This is a genomic window from Pseudomonas sp. B3G-3 (assembly GCF_028640915.1).
Classification (GTDB): domain Bacteria; phylum Pseudomonadota; class Gammaproteobacteria; order Pseudomonadales; family Pseudomonadaceae; genus Aquipseudomonas; species Aquipseudomonas chlororaphis_I.
The window spans coordinates 210,649-230,904 of sequence record NZ_JAQZAB010000127.1; the positions used below are offsets into that span (position 1 = coordinate 210,649).

Sequence of the window (20,256 nt, forward strand, 5' to 3'; positions counted from 1 at the left end):
TGCGATCGCGACCGAAGGGTGCGCAAGGCCTCAGGATCGCTGAAGCCCTTCGGGCTTATCGCAGCCTACGGCAGCGGCTACAACCCGCCCACGCGAAATCCCGGGAAACAGGCCCGAGGCATATAAAGGTTCTGCGGGGGGAATAAATAGATGAAGGCTGTACAGCGACAGCCGTGAGTCGGTAGCCCGGACGGGCCACCGACTCAGCACATCAGGCTACCGGATTGATCGAGTTTTCCGGGTACCAGACATCCAGCAGCGGGCTGACTTCAACGCTGGTCAGCTCGGTGCGGGCCTTGAGCCAGGCTTCGACCTTGGCACGTTGCTCTTCGCTGACCGAACCGCGTTTGCTCAGGCAAACCAGGCCGAAGTCATCGCCACCAACATAGCCGAGGCCGTTGGCTTCCATCGCTTCTTTGAGGAACGCGTCGAGGAAAGCGTCAATAGCCTCTTCGGCCAGATCTTCTTTGAAATCCAGGTTCAGCTCAAAACCCAGCTCCTGAAATTCATCTACGCACAGTTTTTTGCGCAGACGGCGGGAACGGTTAGTGGCCATGGAACAATCCTCATAAGTAATAACGGGCGGCACTTTACCAGTTTAAACAACCGATTGCCTGACTCTATGAGGGCCTTGGCCGGCCATTGGGAAAAAAATAGCGGATTCGCCCGACGCGGCACGGCACAAGCCGCTATACCTTGGGGCATAATGCCGACACTTTCGTGACCACTGAGGGAATTTATCGTCATGCCCTCGTCTTTTCTCCCCTCGGCTGTAGGGTTTTACTTCACATGATCAAATCTTTGCGCCCACTTTTTCTTGCCGGTCTTCTTCTGCCCCTGGCCATTTCCGTTTCCGCAGCCCCCGTCAACACCACCCTTTCGCCCAAGGTTCAACAGGCCCTCAAGGCCAGCAAACTGCAAGACAACGCCCTGTCGCTGGTGATGATCCCGCTCAACGGCCCGGGCACGGCCACCGTTTACAACGCTGACGTGTCGGTCAACCCGGCCTCCACCATGAAACTGGTCACCACCTACGCCGCCCTGGAAATGCTCGGCCCGACCCACCAGTGGAAAACCGAGTTCTATACCGACGGCACCCTGAGCGGCGGCATCCTCAATGGCAACCTGTACCTCAAGGGCGGCGGCGACCCCAAGCTGAACATGGAAAAACTCTGGTTGCTGATGCGCGACCTGCGGGCCAACGGTGTGCAGCAAGTGACCGGCGACCTGGTGCTGGACCGCAACTTCTTCGTGCAGCCGCAACTGCCGCAGTTCAACGACGACGGCAATGACGAGAACAAGCCGTTCCTGGTCAAGCCCGACTCGCTGCTGGTCAACCTCAAGGCCCTGCGCTTCGTGGCGCGCAATGACTCGGGCAAGGTGCTGATTTCCGTCGAACCGCCGATTGCCAGCATTCGCATCGACAATCAGGTCAAGGCCGTCGGCGGTAAACAGTGCACCGGCAACGTTCGCTACAACCCGGTCTCGCAGGCGGACGGCGGCGTCACCGTGACCGTCAACGGCCAGTTGGGCGACGGCTGCAGCTCGCAGACCTACCTGTCGCTGCTTGACCACGCGACCTACACCGCCGGCGCCGTACGCGCCATCTGGAAGGAACTGGGCGGCAGCATCCAGGGCAAGGACCGCCTGGCCGCCGTGCCATCCAGCGCCAAGGTGCTGGCCCGGGCCTTCTCGCCGGACCTGGCGGAAATCATCCGCGACATCAACAAATACAGTAACAACACCATGGCCCAGCAGCTGTTCCTCAGCCTCGGCGCGCAATACCGCACCGAAGCCGATGGCGACGATGCCAAGGCAGCGCAACGGGTGGTGCGTCAGTGGCTGGCCAAGAAAGGCATCACCGCGCCGCATCTGGTGATGGAGAACGGTTCAGGCTTGTCCCGTGCCGAACGGGTCAGCGCCCGGGAAATGGCCTCCATGCTGCAAGCGGCCTGGAGAAGCCCGTACTCGGCGGAGTTCATCAGTTCGATGCCGATCGCCGGCATGGACGGCACCATGCGCAAGCGCCTGAAGCGCACCGCCATGTCCGGTGAAGCCCACGTGAAGACCGGGACCCTGAACACCGTGCGCGCCATCGCCGGCTACAGCCGCGACAGCAACGGCAACACCTGGGCCGTGGTGGCGATCCTCAACGATCCTAAGCCATGGGGCGCGTCCTCGGTGCTCGACCAGGTGCTGCTGGATCTGTATCGCCAGCCGAAACTGGCAGACACCGCTTCGACCCTGTAAGCCGTCACTTGCAGGTGGCGCGGCAACCCCGCGCCACCTCGCTCCTCTGCCCCACTAGCCTCAAGCCATCTCGGCCTGGACCCGGTCGCGCCCTGCCTGCTTGGCCGCATAGACCCCGGAATCCGCCCGCAGCAACAGCCCGTCGGCCCCTTCGTGCTCCCGCCAACTGGCGATGCCGAAACTGGCCGTGACAATGCCCACGCCATCGATCGGCGAGCTGCGCAGCCCGCGCCACAGCTCCTCGGCCAGGACATAGGCCTGCTGGCCATCGGTGTCCGGGCACAGCACCATGAACTCTTCGCCGCCCAAGCGGCAAAACACATCCGTGCGGCGCAGACGAAGGCTGATGCGCTCACAGACACCGCGCAGCACCATGTCGCCGATGGCATGCCCATGCTGGTCGTTGATCCGCTTGAAGTGGTCGATATCCAGCATGATCACCGCCAGATTGCCCACCCCGCGCTCGACCCGCGCCATTTCCGTCTGCAGGCGCTCCTGGAAATAGCGGCGATTGTGAATGCCAGTCAGCGAGTCGGTGACCGACAGGGCCCGCAACTCCTCCTCGACCCGCTTGAGGTCGGAGATGTCCGACAGATAGCCATGCCACAGCACTCCACCCCCCGCCAGCTTTTCCGGGGTCGCCTCGCCACGCACCCAGCGCAGGCCGCGCTGTGGCAACTGCACCCGATACTCCTCGCGCCAGGGGCTGAGGTTGCGCGCCGAAGTCCAGATCGAGCCACGCACCCGGGCCACATCGTCCGGGTGAATACGCTCGAACACCGGGTTGGCATCGCGCTGCAACTGCTGCGGATCGATCTCGTAGATGTCGCGGATGCCGTCACTGACGTAGCTGAAGCTGGAATGGCCTTCGGCATCCACCTGGAATTGGTAGATAGCGCCGGGCACATGGGCGCTGAGTTTCTTCAGCAGGCGATCGCGGGCCGCCAGCGCCTCGTGGACCCGCTTGCGTTCGGTGATGTCGATGCAGATGGCCAGGTGCCCGACCCATAAACCGTGATCGTCCAGGACCGGGGTGGCCAGCATGTTCACCACCAGGTGGCTGCCATCGCGGCGCACCAGGGTCCACTCGCGGGTTTCCTCGCCACGCTCTTCGGAACCGTCCACCAGCATCGCCTGGCACATCGGGATCTGCCGGCCGTAACGCTGGCTGAGGGCTTGCGCGCGCGCATTCAGCTCCGCGGGCAGGTGCAGGCTTTCCAGGGTCAGGTGGCCCACCACCTCGGCGCTGTTGTAGCCGAGCATATGTTCGGCGCCGGCATTGAAGGTGCTGATCACACCCCGCAGGTCCGTGGCGATGATCGCTACCTGGGTCGCCGCATTGAGCACGCTGCGCAGCTGCCCATGGGTGCCGCGCAATTCCTGCTCCCGGACCCGCAGCTCCTCGGTGCGCTGTTCCACCAGCCGCAGCGCGCGCTGCCGCTGGCTGACCAGGACATACAGCAAGGCGCTGAGCAGCAGGCTGAGCAGCGTGCCGAGGATCACCTGGCTGGACACCGAAGAATGGTTGGCCTGGAGGAACACCGCGCTGGGGCGGATGTTCACCTGGTAATCATGATCGGCCAGGCTCAGCACCCGGCTCACCGCCAACGGGCTGTCCCCCGGGCCGTTGCTCGATTCATAGAGCTTGCCGTACGACTCGGCGGTCGACAGGTCGATGATCTGCACGAACAGGTTGTCCTGGCTCTGCTCGGGCAGGCCATCGACCACCAGTTGGCGCATGCTGATCACCGCGATCACATAACCGTATGGCTCGGGGGTCGACAGGGCCACATCGGTGCGCAGGCTGACCGGAGTCGCCAGGATGATGCCGCGCGCGTAGGAAGGCTCGACTCCGACCAAGCGCACCGGCTGTGAAACCGCCACGCCCCCGCGCTGCCGCGCCCGTTCGAGGGTATCGCGACGCATCGGCTGGGCCAGCAGGTCGAACCCCAGGGGCGAGCCCAGCGGGCTTTGGGTCTGGCTGTAGAGCACCGGTATGTACTCATCGCGCTCGGCGGCTCGCTGCAGCTTGCCCTCGGCATTCAGGTCGGCAATGAAATAATCCGGCGCCCCCTGCTCCTGCGCCATGCGCTCGAACGACGCACGCTCGGCGCGGCTGACGCGCGGCGCCCAGGCGTAGGCCTGGGTCCGATGCAAGAGAGGTTTGGTGTAACCGTCGAAGTCCTGGCGCGAGACCGTACCGGAATTGATGAAGAAGCGCTTGAGACCATCCAGGCGCTGCTCCTGGTCTTCGAAGCGCTCTTCGATGCGGCTATAACGTTCGCTGGCCAACAGCTGGAAGCGTTGGCGCAACTGCTGCTGATACAGATTGAGGGTCGACCAGGCCAGCAGCCCGGTCAATACACAGCCAAACAGCAATACCAGTAGCGCGACCAGCCAGGCCGACACGTCTTCGCTGATGAAGCCCAAGATTTTCGGGCGTACCGAGTGCAACGACATAAGCAAAACTCATAACGCCAGCGAACATGAGCGTCACATGGGCTTGCATTGAGTTATAGCTATTCGCCACTAATTTGGCTAGAGCAAAGAGCCTTGAAAATCAAGGCTCTGTGGATCCAATCAACGTCAGCGGGCGGTGATTTTCCAGGCCCGGTGGATCTTGCCGTTACGGGCAAAATCCGGGTCGATGGTCTTGGCGGTGATCTCCTCGACGGAGTAGCGCGCCGCCAGGTTTTCCTCGAGCTGGAACTTGCGGAAGTTGTTGGAGAAATACAGCACGCCACCGCTGGCCAACCGGGCCATGGCCAGGTCGAGCAGTTGCACGTGGTCACGCTGCACGTCGAACACCCCTTCCATGCGCTTGGAGTTGGAGAAGGTCGGCGGGTCGATGAAGATCAGGTCGAACTCATCGCGGCAGGTCTCCAGCCAGGCCATGACATCGCCCTGCTCCAGACGGTTCTTGTCGGAGAAACCGTTGAGCGACAGGTTGCGCCGCGCCCAGTCCAGGTAGGTCTTCGACAGGTCGACGCTGGTGGTGCTGCGCGCCCCGCCTTTGGCCGCGTGCACACTGGCGGTGGCGGTGTAGCAGAACAGGTTGAGGAAACGCTTGCCGGCGGCTTCTTTCTGAATCCGCAGGCGCATCGGCCGGTGGTCGAGGAACAGCCCGGTGTCGAGATAGTCGGTGAGGTTGACCAGCAGCTTCACGCCGCCTTCGCTGACCTCGGTGAACTTGCCCTGGGCGCTCTGGCGTTCGTACTGCCTGGTGCCGCTCTGGCGCTCGCGACGCTTGATCACCACCCGGCTCTTGTCGACGTTCAACGCCTGCGGAATCGCCGCCAGGGCATCGAACAGACGGGCCTGGGCCTTTTCCGGGTCGATGGATTTCGGCGCGGCGTATTCCTGCACGTGCACCCAGTCGTGGTACAGGTCGATGGCCAGGGAGTATTCCGGCATGTCGGCATCGTAGACGCGATAGCACTCGACGCCTTCGCGCTTGGCCCACTTGCCCAGCACCTTGAGGTTCTTCTGCAGGCGGTTGGCGAACATCTGCCCGCCTTCGCTCAGGCGCGCCTGCTCGACCACAGGGGCTGGCGCCGGCTTGATCGGGTTGCCGTTCTTGTTGTACTGGCGCTCCTGCGGAACCAGCGGCGCCTTGTCGGCCTCGGCCTGTGCCCGCTCGATCTGCCGCTGTTCCGGGGTGCGGCGCTCACCGGTGACGAACTGATCCGGCTGCACCTTGATCAGCAGCAGCTTGCACGGCAAGGCGCCGTTCCAGAACGAATACTGCTTGTGGCTGCGGATGCCCATGCGCTTGCCCAGGTCCGGCGCGCCGGTGAACACCGCCGCCTCCCAGCCCAGGCAGGCCTGACGCAGGCGTTCACCCAGGTTCTGGTAGAGATACAGCAGACTGGCCTCGTCACCCAGGCGCTCGCCGTAGGGCGGGTTGCTGATCACCAGGCCTTTCTGGTTCTGGTCCGGGCGCGGCTCGAAGGTCGCCACTTCGCCCTGGTAGATCTTGATCCACTCACTGAGGCCGGCGCGCTCGACGTTGTTGCGCCCTGGCTGGATCAGCCGTGGGTCGGCTTCGTAACCGCGAATCCACAGCGGCGGCTTGGCCAGGCCAGCCTGGGCCCGCGCCTGGGCTTCTTCGTGCAGCTTGCGCCACAGGGCCGGGACGTGACCGAGCCAGGCGGTGAACCCCCACTGCTCGCGCTTGAGGTTGGGGGCGATGTCGGCAGCGATCATCGCCGCCTCGACCAGGAATGTGCCCACGCCGCACATCGGGTCGGCCAGGGCGCCGCCATTGGCCGCGATACGTGGCCAGCCGGAACGGATCAGGATCGCCGCCGCGAGGTTTTCCTTCAGCGGCGCCGCGCCCTGCTGCAGGCGATAGCCGCGCTGGTGCAGGCTGTGGCCGGACAGGTCGAGGGAAAGGATGGCTTCGCCGCGATCCAGGCGCAGGTGAATGCGCAGGTCCGGGTTGAGCTTGTCGATGGAGGGACGCTCGCCAGTCGGCGTGCGCAGCCGGTCGACGATGGCATCCTTGACCTTCAAGGCGCCGAAGTGGGTGTTGTCGATGCCCGAGCCGTGGCCGCTGAACTCCACCGCCAGGGTGCCGTCCGCCAGCATGTGGTCCTGCCAGTCGACGTCATGCACGCCGTGGTAGAGGTCTTCGGCGTCCTTCATCGGGAAGCGCTTGAGCACCAGCAGTACCCGGTTGGCCAGGCGCGACCAGAGGCACAGGCGGTAGGCGGTCTCCATGTCGGCCATGCCGCGCACGGCCGAGGTATGTTCGCGCGCGTCTTCAAGGCCAAGCCCGGCGGCTTCCTCGATGAGCAGGCCTTCAAGGCCTTTGGGACAGGTGAGGAAGAGTTCGTAGCGATCCGACATGGGAGTTCAGGGCCTTTAGCAATAAGTGAACGGACAACGCATCGTCCGCCCGGTTTTCAATCAAGCGCTTTTCTTGAAGAGCGCTCGCGTGGCACGAATCTGTGCCGTCCCGCCCCTGCTGTTCAGCTCGCCGCTAGCGGTGACCACGGGGGCCAAAAGAGCTTAGATGCCGGGGCAGATAAATAAGTCAGTGAAACAAAAGGTCATAACTCGACCTTTCATCGAATAATACCTGAGTGCAACGGAGTGGAATTCTCACTAAAGCATTAAGCCCATCATCCAGTAAGAGGCTGATCAGAGCGAGGTTTGCCTGACTGAGCCGAGGTAAAGCAGGCCGTTCTTATGGCCTTAGCATCATTATCGTTACGTCCTTATGACAAAACGATCATTCCCACGCTGTGACGCATTGGTTAGAAATCAACTCAGGTTGGCGCCGCAACGACGCCAACACCACGCTCGCGACGCCGGCAGCGAGCACCAACGGCAGAAGCAATCTGCCCGGCCTCAAACGAGGCCGACGGGACATAAGACAGTCAACAAGTGAGGGAAACACCCTATGAGAAGACTTAAGCGTGATCCGTTGGAAAGAGCATTTTTGCGCGGATATCAGTATGGCGTTCATGGCAAGTCCCGTGAGCTTTGCCCATTTACTCTACCGTCGGTACGCCAAGCCTGGATCAATGGCTGGCGCGAAGGACGCGGCGACAACTGGGACGGTATGACCGGCACTGCGGGAATCCACAGACTCAACGAACTTCACGCCGTCGGCTAAAACAGGGCACACATTCCGACACCAAAATCTGAATACGTAACGACTTAACCACGCACGTCCCATCCGGACGGCGGGCTGCGGCCCAGGGGCTCCTTTCAGGAGCCCTTTTTATTGGCCGCGCAAAAAACTCAGCGCAACGCCGCGATCGCGTCCACCGACTCGCGAATCAGCGCCGGGCCCTTGTAGATGAAGCCCGAATACAGCTGCACCAGGCTGGCGCCGGCGGCGATCTTTTCCGCCGCATGCTTGCCTTCGGTGATACCGCCTACCGCGATGATCGGCAAACGCCCGGCCAGCTCGCCCGCCAGCACCTTCACGGTGTGGGTGCTCTTGTCGCGCACCGGCGCGCCGGACAGGCCGCCCGCCTCGTCGCCATGCTCCATGCCTTCGACGCCGACGCGGCTCAGGGTGGTGTTGGTGGCGATGACCGCATCCATCCCGGTTTCGATCAGCGCCTGCGCCACTTCGGCGGTTTCTTCGTCGGTCATGTCCGGGGCGATCTTGATCGCCAGCGGCACCCGCTTGCCATGCTGCACCGCCAGCTCCTGCTGACGCTGGCTGAGGGCGCCGAGCAACTGCTTGAGCGATTCGCCGAACTGCAGGCTGCGCAGGCCCGGGGTGTTGGGCGAACTGACGTTGACCGTCACATAGCTGGCGTGGGCATACACCTTGTCCAGGCAGATCAGGTAGTCATCCACCGCGCGCTCGACCGGGGTGTCGAAGTTCTTGCCGATGTTGATCCCCAGCACACCCTTGTACTTGGCGGCCGCCACCCGGGCCAGCAGGTGATCGACGCCCAGGTTGTTGAAGCCCATGCGGTTGATGATCGCTTCGGCTTCCGGCAGGCGGAAGATCCGTGGCTTGGGATTGCCCGGCTGCGGGCGCGGGGTGATGGTGCCGATTTCGACGAAGCCGAAACCCAATTGGGCAAAACCGTCGATGGCCGCGCCGTTCTTGTCCAGGCCGGCCGCGAGGCCGACCGGGTTCGGGAAGTCCAGGCCCATGACCTTCACCGGCATCTGCGCCGGCGCCTTGCACAGCAAGCCATTGAGGCCCAAACGCCCGCCCGCGCCGATCAGGTCCAGGGACAGATCGTGGGAGGTTTCCGGGGAGAGTTTGAACAACAGCTGGCGGGCCAGGGTATACATGGGCGGGCTTGACTCGGTGGCGGCGAAATGAGGCGGCGATTATAGCCGGGCATGGGGCTCGCAGGCGAGGCACGCGGCGAAATCAGCGGTGGATGGCATATGCCTTGCACCACAAGCTGCATCAGCACCCAGGCCAATGGCGGCGTGGGTCGAAAGACAAAGGCGTCGTTACCCCGCCGGCTCTGCCTGGCGCGGGTGCGACGTTTTTTTATGGAAGCTTTTTATGGCCGCTTTTTTATGGAGGACGCCACCCCATGAATGAACTCCCCGTCAGCCCGCTGGCCTGGGTCAACGGCAGCGACGCCCCGGAAAAGACCGCGATCAACCTCGGTTTCATGGCCTTGAGCGACTGCGCCTCGGTGGTGGTCGCCGCCACCCAGGGCTTCGCCCAGCCTTACGGCCTGACCCTGAACCTCAAGCGTCAGGCGTCCTGGGCCAACCTGCGGGACAAGCTGGTGAGCGGCGAGCTGGATGCCGCCCACAGCCTGTACGGCCTGATCTACGCCGTGCACCTGGGTATCGGCGGCGTCAACGCCAACGACATGGCGGTGCTGATGGGCCTGAACCAGAACGGCCAGAGCATCAACCTCTCGCGGGAGCTGCAGGCGCTGAACGTGACCAGTCCTGAAGCACTGGACCGGCACGTGCACCAAAGCCGGGCAAGATTGACCTTCGCCCAGACCTTCCCCACCGGCACCCACGCCATGTGGCTGTATTACTGGCTGGCCGCCCAGGGTATCCACCCGTTGCAGGACGTCGACAGCGTGGTGGTGCCGCCACCGCAAATGGTCGCGCACCTGCAGGCGGGGCGCATCGACGGTTTTTGCGTGGGCGAACCCTGGAGCGCCAGCGCGGTGAACCAGAACCTGGGCTTCACCCTGGCCACCAGCCAGGCGATCTGGCCCGACCACCCGGAAAAAGTCCTCGGCTGCACCCGCGCCTTCGTCGAGCAGTACCCGAACACCGCGCGGGCGCTGGTGATGGCGATCCTCGAGGCCAGCCGCTTCATCGAGCAGGGCCGCGAAAACCGCCAGAGCACCGCGCAGCTGCTGAGCGCCCGCGAGTACCTCGATGCGCCGCTGGACTGCATCGAACCGCGCCTGCTCGGAGAGTATGCCGACGGCCTCGGCAACCGCTGGCAGGACCCGCACGCGCTACGCTTTCATAATGAAGGCGCGGTCAACCTGCCGTATCTGTCCGACGGCATGTGGTTCATGACCCAGTTCCGCCGCTGGGGCCTGCTGCGCGAAGACCCGGACTACCTGGGCATCGCGCGCCAGGTGCAGCAACTCGAGCTTTATCGTCAAGCCGCCACCGCCGTCGGTGTCGCGTCCCGGGGCCAGGACATGCGCAGCAGCCAGTTGATCGACGGCAAGCGGTGGGACGGGTCGGACCCGGCCGCCTATGCCCGCAGCTTCCAGCTGCACGCCATGAGCGACAGCTCGCCTCTTCTCGCCAGCCGCTGACAGGAGCCCGAGACCATGTTGCGTATCCTGCTGATCAACGACACCGCCAAGAAGGTCGGTCGGCTCAAGGCGGCCCTGATGGAAGCCGGTTTCGAGGTGATCGACGAGTCGGGGCTGACCATCGACCTGCCGACGCGCGTCGAAACGGTGCGTCCGGACGTGATCCTGATCGATACCGAATCACCGAGCCGCGATGTGATGGAGCAAGTGGTGCTGGTCAGCCGCGATCAGCCACGGCCGATCGTGATGTTCACCGACGAGCACGACCCCGATGTGATGCGCCACGCCATCAAGTCCGGGGTCAGTGCCTACATAGTCGAAGGCATCCAGGCCCAGCGCCTGCAGCCCATTCTCGATGTGGCCATGGCCCGCTTCGAGAGCGACCAGGCCTTGCGCGCGCAGCTGCAGGCCCGCGACCAGCAGCTGGCCGAGCGCAAGCGCATCGAGCTGGCCAAGGGCTTGTTGATGAAGATGAAAGACTGCAACGAAGAACAGGCCTACACCCTGATGCGCCGCCAGGCCATGAGCCGGCAGCAGAAGCTGATCCAGGTGGCGGAGCAGATCATCGCCATGAGCGAGTTGCTGGGCTGAATCCCACGGCTGCGGTGCGGCGGCCTATCGCGGGCAAGCCTCGCTCCTACGGAAGAAGACCGTGAGTTTCCGTAGGCGCGAGGCTTGCCCGCGATCAGGGACAGCAGGACTGCAACTCTTGGCACAGATCTGGCTATGTAATCGACACAGGTAACCAACGGCGGTTGCCCCACCTACGACAAAGACGTCGCACACCCTTCTCGCCCCAGGCGATGCGGGTTGCGGCGTTTTTTCGTTTTGGCCCCACAGCCCGGGGCCGGTGGAGCGGCCGTAATGGCGCCCCACGCAAAAGCTCATGACTCCTTTCGAGACTCTTTACAGCTGAGGTGCGCGATGAATTCAAGCTTCTGGAAATCCGGCCACACCCCGACACTGTTCGCGGCCTTCCTCTACTTCGACCTGAGCTTCATGGTCTGGTACCTGCTCGGCCCGCTGGCCGTGCAGATCGCCGCCGACCTGCAACTGACCACCCAGCAGCGCGGGCTGATGGTGGCCACGCCGATCCTGGCTGGCGCCGTGCTGCGCTTCGCCATGGGCCTGCTGGCCGATCGCCTGTCCCCCAAGACCGCCGGGCTGATCGGCCAGGTGATCGTCATCGGCGCGCTGTTCTGCGCCTGGAAGCTGGGCATCCACAGCTATGAACAGGCCCTGCTGCTGGGGCTGTTCCTGGGCATGGCCGGCGCCTCGTTCGCCGTGGCCCTGCCGCTGGCCTCGCAATGGTATCCACCGCAGCATCAGGGCAAGGCGATGGGCATCGCCGGGGCCGGCAACTCCGGCACGGTATTCGCGGCCCTGTTCGCCCCCTTGCTGGCCGGCGCCTTCGGCTGGAGCAACGTGTTCGGCTTCGCCCTGATCCCGCTGGTCCTGACCCTGGTGCTGTTCGCCTGGCTGGCCAAGAATGCCCCGGAACGGCCCAAGGCCAAATCCATGGCCGACTACTTCAAGGCTCTGGGCGACCGCGACAGCTGGTGGTTCATGTTCTTCTACAGCGTGACCTTCGGCGGCTTCATCGGCCTGGCCAGCGCCCTGCCCGGCTACTTCAACGACCAGTACGGCCTGAGCCCGGTCACCGCCGGCTACTACACCGCCGCCTGCGTGTTCGGTGGCAGCCTGATGCGGCCGCTGGGTGGCGCGCTGGCCGATCGTTTCGGCGGCATTCGCACCCTGCTGGTGATGTACAGCGTCGCGGCGGTATGCATCGCCGCGGTCGGTTTCAACCTGCCCAGCTCCTACGCGGCCCTGGCCCTGTTCGTGTGCACCATGCTTGGCCTGGGTGCGGGTAACGGCGCGGTGTTCCAGCTGGTGCCACAACGCTTCCGCCGCGAGATCGGGGTGATGACCGGGCTGATCGGCATGGCCGGCGGCATCGGCGGTTTCGCCCTGGCCGCGGGCATGGGCGCGATCAAGCAAAGCACCGGCAGCTATCAGCTGGCGCTGTGGCTGTTCGCCAGCCTGGGCATACTGGCCTGGTTCGGCCTGCACGGGGTGAAACGCCGCTGGCGGACCACCTGGGGCTCCGCCGCCGTCACCGCGGCCCGGGTCTGAGCCGTCCATGAGCCTGCGACTGAGCCACGCCCAGGCCAGCGCCATCGGGCCGCGCGCGGAGAACCAGGACGCCTTGCGCCTGGTTACCCCGGCGCCGACCCTGGCCGCCAGCAAGGGCCTGCTGTTCGCCATCGCCGACGGCGTCAGCCAATGCGCCGACGGCGGCCTGGCCGCGCGCTCGACCTTGCAGGCGCTGGCGCTGGACTACTACGCCACCCCGGAAACCTGGGCCGTGGCCCAGGCCCTGGAGCGCCTGCTGCTGGCGCAGAACCGCTGGCTGCAGGCCAACGGCGGCGGCCAGCCGCTGCTGACCACCGTCAGCGCCCTGGTGCTGCGCGGCCGGCGCTTTACCCTGGCCCATGTCGGCGATTGCCGGGTCTATCGCTGGCACGCCGATCAGTTGCAGCGCATCAGCGACGATCACGTCTGGGACCAGCCCGGCATGCAGCACGTGCTCAAGCGTGCCCTGGGCCTGGACCAGCACCTGGTGGTGGACTTCCTCGACGGTGAGCTGCGGGAAAACGAAAGTTTCCTGATGCTCAGCGACGGGGTCTGGGCCACCCTGGGCGACACCGCCATCGCCGCGATCCTGCGCGATCAGCTCGACCTCGACAGCGCGGTGCAGACCCTGGTCAGCGCCGCGCACCTGGCCGGCAGCCAGGACAATGCCAGCGCCCTGCTGGTGCGGGTCGAAGCCTTGGGCGAAAGCTCCATTGGCGACGCCCTGATTCACTTGCAGCAATGGCCTCTGCCGCCGCCCCTCAAGCCGGGCCAGCACTTCGAAGGCTGGCAGGTCGCCGAGGTGGTCGGGCAGAGCCAGCAATCCCTGCTGTACCGCGTACTCGATGCGCAACAACAACCCTGGCTGCTGAAAACCCTACCCGGCCATCTGCACGACGATCACCAGGCCGGGCAAGCGCTGCTGTCAGAGGAATGGTTCCTGCGGCGGGTGGCTGGACGGCACTTTCCCGAAGTGCATGCCGCGACCGCCCGCCAGCATCTGTATTACGTGATGCGCGAATACCCGGGGCAGACCCTGGCCGATTATCTGCAACAGCATGGCCCCTTGCCGCTGGCGCAGTGGCAGGACCTGGCTGAGCGTCTGTTGCGGGCCGTGGGCCTGCTGCACCGCCGGCAGATCCTGCACCGCGACATCAAGCCGGAAAACCTGCTGCTCGGCGACGACGGCGAACTGCGCCTGCTGGACTTCGGCCTGGCCTATTGCCCCGGCCTGTCCGAGGATCAGGCACACCTGCTGCCCGGCACCCCGAGCTATATCGCCCCGGAGGCTTTCACCGGCGTGGCGCCGACACCGCGCCAGGACCTGTACGCCGTGGGCGTGACCCTCTACCACTTGCTGACCGGGCATTTTCCCTACGGTGAAATCGAAGCCTTCCAGCGCCCGCGCTTCACCACCCCGGTCAGCGCCAGCCGCTATCGCCCGGACCTGCCGGACTGGCTCGAACAGAGCCTGGAGCGCGCGGTACAGGCCGATCCGGCCCAACGCTATGAAACCGCCGAAGAGTGGTTGCTGCTGCTGGAACAGGGCGAACGCCGCAGCCTCAGCGTGCGCCCCAGGCCACTGCTGGAACGCGAGCCCTTGAAGGTCTGGCGCACCCTGGCGCTGGTCTCGCTGCTGCTCAACCTGCTGTTGCTGTACCTGTTCCTGCATCACTGATAGCGCCTATAACCCTGTAGCCGCTGTCGAGCCCCGGCGAGGCTGCGCTCGACCGCGTAGCGGGCGCCAAGCCAGGCGACCGTGCAGGTCAGGCACACCGAGCTGTCAGGTTTACGGGGCTGCGCCCCGATCGCAGCCTCGCCGGGGCTCGGCAGCGGCTACAGGTTGCTCCAGAAACGGGCAAGACGCTTTGAATCGGTGCAGTTTTTACCCTTCTCGCCTGCGCAAGCCGCGCCAACCCCGCTAAAACCGCGCTTGGCGGAACTTGGCACAACCACTGCATTAACTCTCCCAACAGCACATACGACCCGGCCTTCAACGACGAAGGATGGGTTTTCCCGAGAGAACGGGACCGGACAAAGGCGTCCTGCCAGGCAACTGGCGGGACGCCTTTTTTGTTTGCGCAACGTTTATCGAGCCAGGCCCGGCATACCCGACGGCCTGTCTACGCGGAGAGCGAAATGAAGAAACTCAAGCTGGTGATGATCGGCAACGGCATGGCCGGGGTACGCACCCTGGAAGAGCTGCTCAAGCTGAGCAATGAGCTGTACGACATCACGGTCTTCGGCGCGGAACCCCACACCAACTACAACCGCATCCTGCTCTCCCCGGTACTGGCCGGCGAACAGACCTTCGAAGAGATCGTGCTCAACGACCTGAGCTGGTACCTGGACAACAACATCAAGCTGCTGCTCAACCGCAAGGTGGTGGAGATCGACCGGGTCAAGCGCCGGGTGATCGCCGAAGACGGCAGCGAAGCCGAATACGATCGCCTGCTGATCGCCACCGGCTCGACCCCGTTCATCCTGCCGATTCCCGGCAACGATCTGCAGGGCGTGATCGGCTACCGCGATATCGCCGACACCCAGGCGATGATCGACACCGCCAAGACCCACAAGCACGCGGTGGTCATCGGTGGCGGCCTGCTCGGCCTGGAAGCCGCCAACGGCCTGATGCTGCGCGGCATGGACGTGACCGTGGTGCACATCGGCGAATGGCTGCTGGAGCGCCAGTTGGACAAGACCAGCGGCCAGCTGCTGCAAACCGCCCTGGAAAGCCGCGGCCTGAAGTTCCGCCTGAGCGAACAGACCCAGGCCCTGTATGACTCAGGCAATGGCCGGGTCGGTTCGGTGCAATTCAAGAACGGCGACATCATCCCCGCCGACCTGGTGGTGATGGCCGCCGGCATCCGGCCCAATACCGAGCTGGCGGAAAAAGCCGGCCTGCCGTGCAGCCGCGGGATCCTGGTCAACGACACCCTGCAGACCTACGACCCGCGCATCTATGCCATCGGCGAATGCGCCAGCCACCGCGGTATCGCCTACGGCCTGGTGGCGCCATTGTTCGAACAGGCCAAGGTCTGCGCCAACCACTTGGCGCAACTGGGCTTCGCCCGCTACCAGGGTTCGGTGACCTCGACCAAGTTGAAAGTCACCGGCATCGACCTGTTCTCCGCCGGCGACTTCATGGGCGGCGAAGGCACCGAGACCATCACCCTCTCCGACCCCATCGGTGGCGTGTACAAGAAGCTGGTGATCAAGGACGACGTCCTGGTCGGCGCCTGCCTGTACGGCGACACCGCCGACGGCGGCTGGTACTTCCGGCAGATCCGCGAGAACCACGTCATCGGCGAGATCCGCGACCACCTGATGTTCGGCGAGAACGCCCTGGGCGATGTCGGCCACCAGGGCCAGGACAAGGCCATGAGCATGGCCGACAGCGCCGAAGTCTGCGGCTGCAACGGCGTGTGCAAGGGCACCATCGTCAAGGCGATCCAGGAGCATGGCCTGTTCAGCGTCGATGAGGTCAAGAAGCACACCAAGGCCGCCAGCTCCTGCGGCTCCTGCGCCGGCCTGGTGGAACAGATCCTGATCAACACCGTGGGTGGCGCGGCCGACGTCAAGCCGAAAAGCGAGAAAGCCATTTGCGGTTGCAGCGACCTCAACCACGGGCAGATCCGCCAGGCGATCCGCGAACAGCACCTGCTGACCATCGCCGGCACCATGAGCTACCTGAACTGGCGCACGCCCAACGGCTGCGCCACCTGCCGCCCGGCGCTGAACTACTACCTGATTTCCACCTGGCCGGGCGAGGCCAAGGACGATCCGCAATCGCGCCTGATCAACGAACGGGCCCACGCCAACATCCAGAAAGACGGCACCTATTCGGTGGTGCCGCGGATGTGGGGCGGCGTCACCACCCCCTCCGAACTGCGGCGCATCGCCGACGTGGCGGACAAGTACCAGGTGCCGATGGTCAAGGTCACCGGCGGCCAGCGCATCGACCTTTTGGGCATCAAGAAGCAGGATTTGCCCGGGGTCTGGAAGGACCTGGACATGCCCTCCGGCCATGCCTACGGCAAGTCCATCCGCACCGTGAAAACCTGTGTCGGCAGCGAGTTCTGCCGCTTCGGCACGCAGAACTCCACTCAGCTGGGCATCGAACTGGAGCACGACCTGTTCAACATGTGGTCGCCGCACAAGGTCAAGCTGGCGGTCTCCGGTTGCCCGCGCAACTGCGCCGAGGCCGGGATCAAGGACGTCGGCATCATCGGCGTCGAATCGGGCTGGGAGATGTACATCGGCGGCAATGGCGGGATCAAGACCGAGGTCGCGGAGTTCTTCGTCAAGCTGAAAACCGCCGACGAGGTACGCGAATACAACGGCGCCTTCCTGCAGTTGTACCGCGAGGAAGCCTTCTACCTGGAGCGCACCGTGCACTACCTGCAACGGGTCGGCATGGCGCACATCAAGCAAGCCATCATCGAAGACCCGCAACGGCGCAAGGCCCTCAACGAGCGCCTGCAGTTCGCCCTGTCCTTCGAACAGGACCCGTGGAAGGAGCGCCTGGAACAGCCGCTGCTGAAAAAAGAGTTCGAGCCGATCCGCGTCAAGCAACTGGAGGTGCCGCTATGAACTGGCTGGATATCTGCGCCCTGGACGAGATCAACGCCCTGGGCTCGCGCATCGTCAACGGCCCCAAGGGCGACATCGCGATCTTCCGCACCAGCGACGACGAAGTCTTCGCCCTCGACGATCGTTGCCCGCACAAGGGCGGACCGCTGTCCCAGGGGCTGATCTACGGCAAGAAGGTCGCCTGCCCGCTGCACAACTGGCAGATCGACCTGGAATCCGGAGAAGCGCAGGCACCGGATATCGGTTGCGCCCATCACCATCTGGCGCGGGTGGAAAACGGCCGCGTGCTGCTGGCCCTGCGGGATGCCGGCTGATGAACCGCCAGACGACCGCCTCGACCTGCTGTTACTGCGGCGTTGGCTGTGGCGTGCTGATCGAGCACGACGGCGAACGCATCCTCGGCGTCAGTGGCGACCCGAGCCACCCGGCCAACCACGGCAAACTGTGCAGCAAGGGTTCCACCCTGCACCTGACCGGCGACCTCGCAGCCCGCGCCCTGTACCCGGAGTTGCGCCTGGGCAAGGCCCTGGCGCGCAGCCGCACCGACTGGGACACCGCGCTGGAGCACGCGGCCAACCTATTTGCCGAAACCATCGCCGAACACGGCCCGGACAGCGTGGCCTTCTATATCTCCGGGCAATTGCTCACCGAGGACTACTACGCCTTCAACAAACTGGCCCGGGCCCTGGTGGGCACCAACAACATCGACAGCAATTCGCGGCTGTGCATGTCCTCGGCGGTGGTCGGCTACAAACGCAGCCTGGGCGCCGACGCCCCGCCCTGCAGCTACGAAGACCTCGAGCTGAGCGACTGCGTGATGATCGTCGGCAGCAACATGGCCTACGCCCATCCGGTGCTGTTCCGCCGCCTGGAACAGGCCAAACGCCTGCGGCCGCAGATGAAAGTGATCGTCATCGACCCACGGCGCACCGACACTTGCGACCTGGCCGACCTGCACCTGGCGATCCTGCCCGGCACCGATGTCGCGCTGTTCCACGGGATCCTGCATCTGCTGCTGTGGCAGGACTGGATCGACCGTGACTTCATCCAGGCGCATACCGAAGGCCTGGCCGAGCTGAAGAACCTGGTCCACGACTACACCCCGCATATGGTCGCGCAGCTGTGCGGCATCAGCGTCGAGCAACTGCGCCAGTGTGCCGAATGGGTCGGCACCTCGCCGAGCTTCCTGTCGCTGTGGTGCATGGGGCTGAACCAGTCCAGTGCCGGCAGCGCGAAAAACAGCGCGTTGATCAACCTGCACCTGGCCACCGGGAAGATCGGTCGCCCCGGGGCCGGCCCCTTCTCCCTCACCGGCCAGCCGAATGCCATGGGTGGCCGGGAAACCGGCAGCCTGTCGAACCTGCTGCCGGGGCACCGGGAGGCGGCCAACCCGGAGCATCGGGCTGAAGTCGCGGCCTATTGGGGCATCGAGCAATTGCCAGCCAACCCCGGCCTGACCGCGATCGAGCTGTTCGAACAACTGCGCGGCGGCAAGATCAAGGCACTGTGGATCGCCTGCACCAACCCGGCGCAGTCGCTGCCCGACCAGAACGCGGTGCGGGAGGCCTTGCTGGCCTGCCCGTTCGTGGTCCTGCAGGAAGCCTTTCGCACCACCGAGACCGCGGCCTTTGCCGACCTGCTGCTGCCCGCCGCCAGTTGGGGCGAGAAGGAAGGCAGCGTGACCAACTCGGAACGGCGCATCTCCCATGTGCGCCGCGCCGTGGCGGCGCCAGGCGAAGCACGCCCGGACTGGGCCATCACCCTGGATTTCGCCCGGCGCCTGGAACAGCGCCTGCGCCCGCAACAGCCCAGCCTGTTCGCCCTGGATACGCCTGCCCAGCTGTTCGATGAGTACAAACTGCTGACCCGCGGCCGCGACCTGGACCTTTCCGGTATCAGTCACGCGCTGATCGACCAACTGGGTCCGCAGCAATGGCCCTTCCCCGCCGGTGCCGAACAAGGGACAACGCGGCTGTACGTTGACGGCCGCTTCCCGACCGCCAGCGGGCGGGCACACTTCATCAGCGACCCGTATCGCGCGGCCAAGGAACAACGTGATGCACGCTTCCCTCTGACCCTGATCACCGGCCGCCTGCGCGATCAATGGCATGGCATGAGCCGTACCGGCACCGCGGCGCAGCTGTTCGGGCACGTCAGCGAAGCAGTTCTCAGCCTGCACCCGGACGAACTGCGCCGGCAGAACCTGCAGGCGGGTGATCTGGTGTCGCTGAAAAGCCGGCGCGGCAGCGTGATAGTCGCCGTGGCGGATGACGACAGCGTGCGCCCGGGCCAGGCTTTTCTGCCGATGCATTGGGGCGACCGGTTCCTCAAGGGTGGCGTCAATGCCGTGACCCAGCCGGCGTTCGACCCGCTGTCCAAACAGCCGGAACTCAAGCACAGCGGCGTGCGCCTGGAGCCGGTCCAGCTGCCGTGGCAGCTGTTCGCCCTGATCGAAGGCGACGTGCAGCGGCATTTCGAAGCCTTGCGCCCGCTCTGCGAAAGCTTCGCCTACGTCAGCCTGAGCCTGGCCGGTCGCGAACGCCCGGCCCTGCTGCTGCGGGTGGCCAATGCCAAGGCGCCGGCAGCGCAGTTGCTCAAGGACATCGACCAGTTGCTGGGGCTCAACGAAGGCCCGGTACTGGCCTATGACGATCCGCGGCGCTCCATCGGCAAGCGGGTACGTGTCGAACAGGGACGGATCACCGCCATTCGCCTGGCCGGTGAAACCCTGGCCCAGCACTGGCTGCAGAACCTGTGGCTGGAAGGCAAGGCCGATGAGCAACTGCGTCGCTGGCTGCTGGCGCCAATGAGCGCGCCACCGGGGGCCGCCGGGCTGATCGCCGCGAGTGGCAAGACCTTGTGCAACTGCAAGAACGTCAGCCAGAGCGCAGTCTGTGCCGGGATCTCCCGCGGCCTGGACCTCGATGGCCTGAAACAGGAACTGGGCTGCGGCACTCAATGCGGCTCCTGCGTCCCCGAAATCAAACGTCTGCTGGCCAGCTCGGCACAGCCCGTCGCAATCCCCCTGTGAGGAAACAAA

13 protein-coding genes are annotated in these 20,256 nt (G+C 64.7%); 9 read left to right on the forward strand and 4 right to left on the reverse strand.

Translation table 11 applies throughout. From position 1 onward, the window contains the following. Positions 1-211: 211 nt before the first annotated feature. The gene (locus PVZ80_RS28560) at positions 212-556 is read right to left on the reverse strand and encodes a YggL family protein (protein ID WP_007932191.1); all 345 of its coding nucleotides are present in this window, start codon (positions 554-556) and stop codon (positions 212-214) included. Between the two features lie 233 nt (positions 557-789). Between PVZ80_RS28560 and dacB the strand changes: the two genes are divergently transcribed. Continuing rightward, the gene (gene dacB / locus PVZ80_RS28565) at positions 790-2,250 is read left to right on the forward strand and encodes a D-alanyl-D-alanine carboxypeptidase/D-alanyl-D-alanine endopeptidase (protein WP_273864874.1); all 1,461 of its coding nucleotides are present in this window, start codon (positions 790-792) and stop codon (positions 2,248-2,250) included. A gap of 60 nt (positions 2,251-2,310) precedes the next feature. Here the strand turns inward: dacB and PVZ80_RS28570 are convergent, their stop codons facing one another. Next, entirely contained in the window at positions 2,311-4,710 is a 2,400-nt protein-coding gene (locus PVZ80_RS28570) for a sensor domain-containing diguanylate cyclase (RefSeq protein ID WP_103331029.1), read from the reverse strand. A gap of 126 nt (positions 4,711-4,836) precedes the next feature. Next, the gene (gene rlmKL / locus PVZ80_RS28575; RefSeq protein ID WP_257374571.1) at positions 4,837-7,101 is read right to left on the reverse strand and encodes a bifunctional 23S rRNA (guanine(2069)-N(7))-methyltransferase RlmK/23S rRNA (guanine(2445)-N(2))-methyltransferase RlmL; all 2,265 of its coding nucleotides are present in this window, start codon (positions 7,099-7,101) and stop codon (positions 4,837-4,839) included. A 556-nt stretch (positions 7,102-7,657) separates the two neighbouring features. Between rlmKL and rmf the strand changes: the two genes are divergently transcribed. Next, positions 7,658-7,873 carry a ribosome modulation factor gene (gene rmf, locus PVZ80_RS28580; protein ID WP_002553055.1) on the forward strand — a complete coding sequence of 72 codons (216 nt, stop codon included), beginning with the start codon at positions 7,658-7,660 and terminating at the stop codon, positions 7,871-7,873. Positions 7,874-8,001: 128 nt separating this feature from the next. On the opposite strand, the gene PVZ80_RS28585 is transcribed toward rmf, so the two are convergent. Then, positions 8,002-9,021, reverse strand: a complete 1,020-nt coding sequence (locus tag PVZ80_RS28585; RefSeq protein ID WP_009047911.1) for a quinone-dependent dihydroorotate dehydrogenase — start codon at positions 9,019-9,021, stop codon at positions 8,002-8,004. Between the two features lie 254 nt (positions 9,022-9,275). Between PVZ80_RS28585 and PVZ80_RS28590 the strand changes: the two genes are divergently transcribed. The 7 genes from PVZ80_RS28590 to PVZ80_RS28620 all read left to right on the forward strand — a co-directional run bounded on the left by PVZ80_RS28590 (position 9,276) and on the right by PVZ80_RS28620 (position 20,247). Beyond that, entirely contained in the window at positions 9,276-10,487 is a 1,212-nt protein-coding gene (locus PVZ80_RS28590) for a CmpA/NrtA family ABC transporter substrate-binding protein (protein WP_198919972.1), read from the forward strand. Between the two features lie 15 nt (positions 10,488-10,502). Next, positions 10,503-11,078 carry an ANTAR domain-containing response regulator gene (locus PVZ80_RS28595; protein WP_007932173.1) on the forward strand — a complete coding sequence of 192 codons (576 nt, stop codon included), beginning with the start codon at positions 10,503-10,505 and terminating at the stop codon, positions 11,076-11,078. 333 nt (positions 11,079-11,411) lie between these two features. Beyond that, complete coding sequence (locus PVZ80_RS28600; protein ID WP_016704979.1) at positions 11,412-12,623, forward strand: nitrate/nitrite transporter; 1,212 nt, start codon at positions 11,412-11,414, stop codon at positions 12,621-12,623. Between the two features lie 7 nt (positions 12,624-12,630). Continuing rightward, a complete protein-coding gene (locus PVZ80_RS28605) occupies positions 12,631-14,301 on the forward strand; it encodes a bifunctional protein-serine/threonine kinase/phosphatase (RefSeq protein ID WP_028682005.1) in 1,671 nt (556 codons plus the stop codon). Positions 14,302-14,762: 461 nt separating this feature from the next. Further along, positions 14,763-17,216, forward strand: coding sequence for a nitrite reductase large subunit NirB (gene nirB, locus PVZ80_RS28610; protein ID WP_257374572.1), 2,454 nt, complete (start codon positions 14,763-14,765; stop codon positions 17,214-17,216). Continuing rightward, positions 17,213-17,530 carry a nitrite reductase small subunit NirD gene (gene nirD / locus PVZ80_RS28615; RefSeq protein WP_009047906.1) on the forward strand — a complete coding sequence of 106 codons (318 nt, stop codon included), beginning with the start codon at positions 17,213-17,215 and terminating at the stop codon, positions 17,528-17,530. The genes nirB and nirD overlap by 4 nt, the downstream gene beginning before the upstream one ends. Continuing rightward, positions 17,530-20,247, forward strand: a complete 2,718-nt coding sequence (locus tag PVZ80_RS28620) for a nitrate reductase (RefSeq protein WP_273864875.1) — start codon at positions 17,530-17,532, stop codon at positions 20,245-20,247. The genes nirD and PVZ80_RS28620 overlap by 1 nt, the downstream gene beginning before the upstream one ends. Positions 20,248-20,256: the final 9 nt, after the last annotated feature.

Bases quoted from the DNA above. Each gene is read 5' to 3' on its own strand.
- PVZ80_RS28605 (WP_028682005.1), top strand. From the start codon at position 12,631: ATGAGCCTGCGACTGAGCCACGCCCAGGCCAGCGCCATCGGGCCGCGC.
- PVZ80_RS28590 (WP_198919972.1), top strand. From the start codon at position 9,276: ATGAATGAACTCCCCGTCAGCCCGCTGGCCTGGGTCAACGGCAGCGAC.
- nirD (WP_009047906.1), top strand. From the start codon at position 17,213: ATGAACTGGCTGGATATCTGCGCCCTGGACGAGATCAACGCCCTGGGC.
- PVZ80_RS28620 (WP_273864875.1), top strand. From the start codon at position 17,530: ATGAACCGCCAGACGACCGCCTCGACCTGCTGTTACTGCGGCGTTGGC.
- PVZ80_RS28600 (WP_016704979.1), top strand. From the start codon at position 11,412: ATGAATTCAAGCTTCTGGAAATCCGGCCACACCCCGACACTGTTCGCG.
- rlmKL (WP_257374571.1), bottom strand. From the start codon at position 7,101: ATGTCGGATCGCTACGAACTCTTCCTCACCTGTCCCAAAGGCCTTGAA.
- PVZ80_RS28595 (WP_007932173.1), top strand. From the start codon at position 10,503: ATGTTGCGTATCCTGCTGATCAACGACACCGCCAAGAAGGTCGGTCGG.
- dacB (WP_273864874.1), top strand. From the start codon at position 790: ATGATCAAATCTTTGCGCCCACTTTTTCTTGCCGGTCTTCTTCTGCCC.
- rmf (WP_002553055.1), top strand. From the start codon at position 7,658: ATGAGAAGACTTAAGCGTGATCCGTTGGAAAGAGCATTTTTGCGCGGA.
- PVZ80_RS28560 (WP_007932191.1), bottom strand. From the start codon at position 556: ATGGCCACTAACCGTTCCCGCCGTCTGCGCAAAAAACTGTGCGTAGAT.
- PVZ80_RS28585 (WP_009047911.1), bottom strand. From the start codon at position 9,021: ATGTATACCCTGGCCCGCCAGCTGTTGTTCAAACTCTCCCCGGAAACC.
- PVZ80_RS28570 (WP_103331029.1), bottom strand. From the start codon at position 4,710: ATGTCGTTGCACTCGGTACGCCCGAAAATCTTGGGCTTCATCAGCGAA.
- nirB (WP_257374572.1), top strand. From the start codon at position 14,763: ATGAAGAAACTCAAGCTGGTGATGATCGGCAACGGCATGGCCGGGGTA.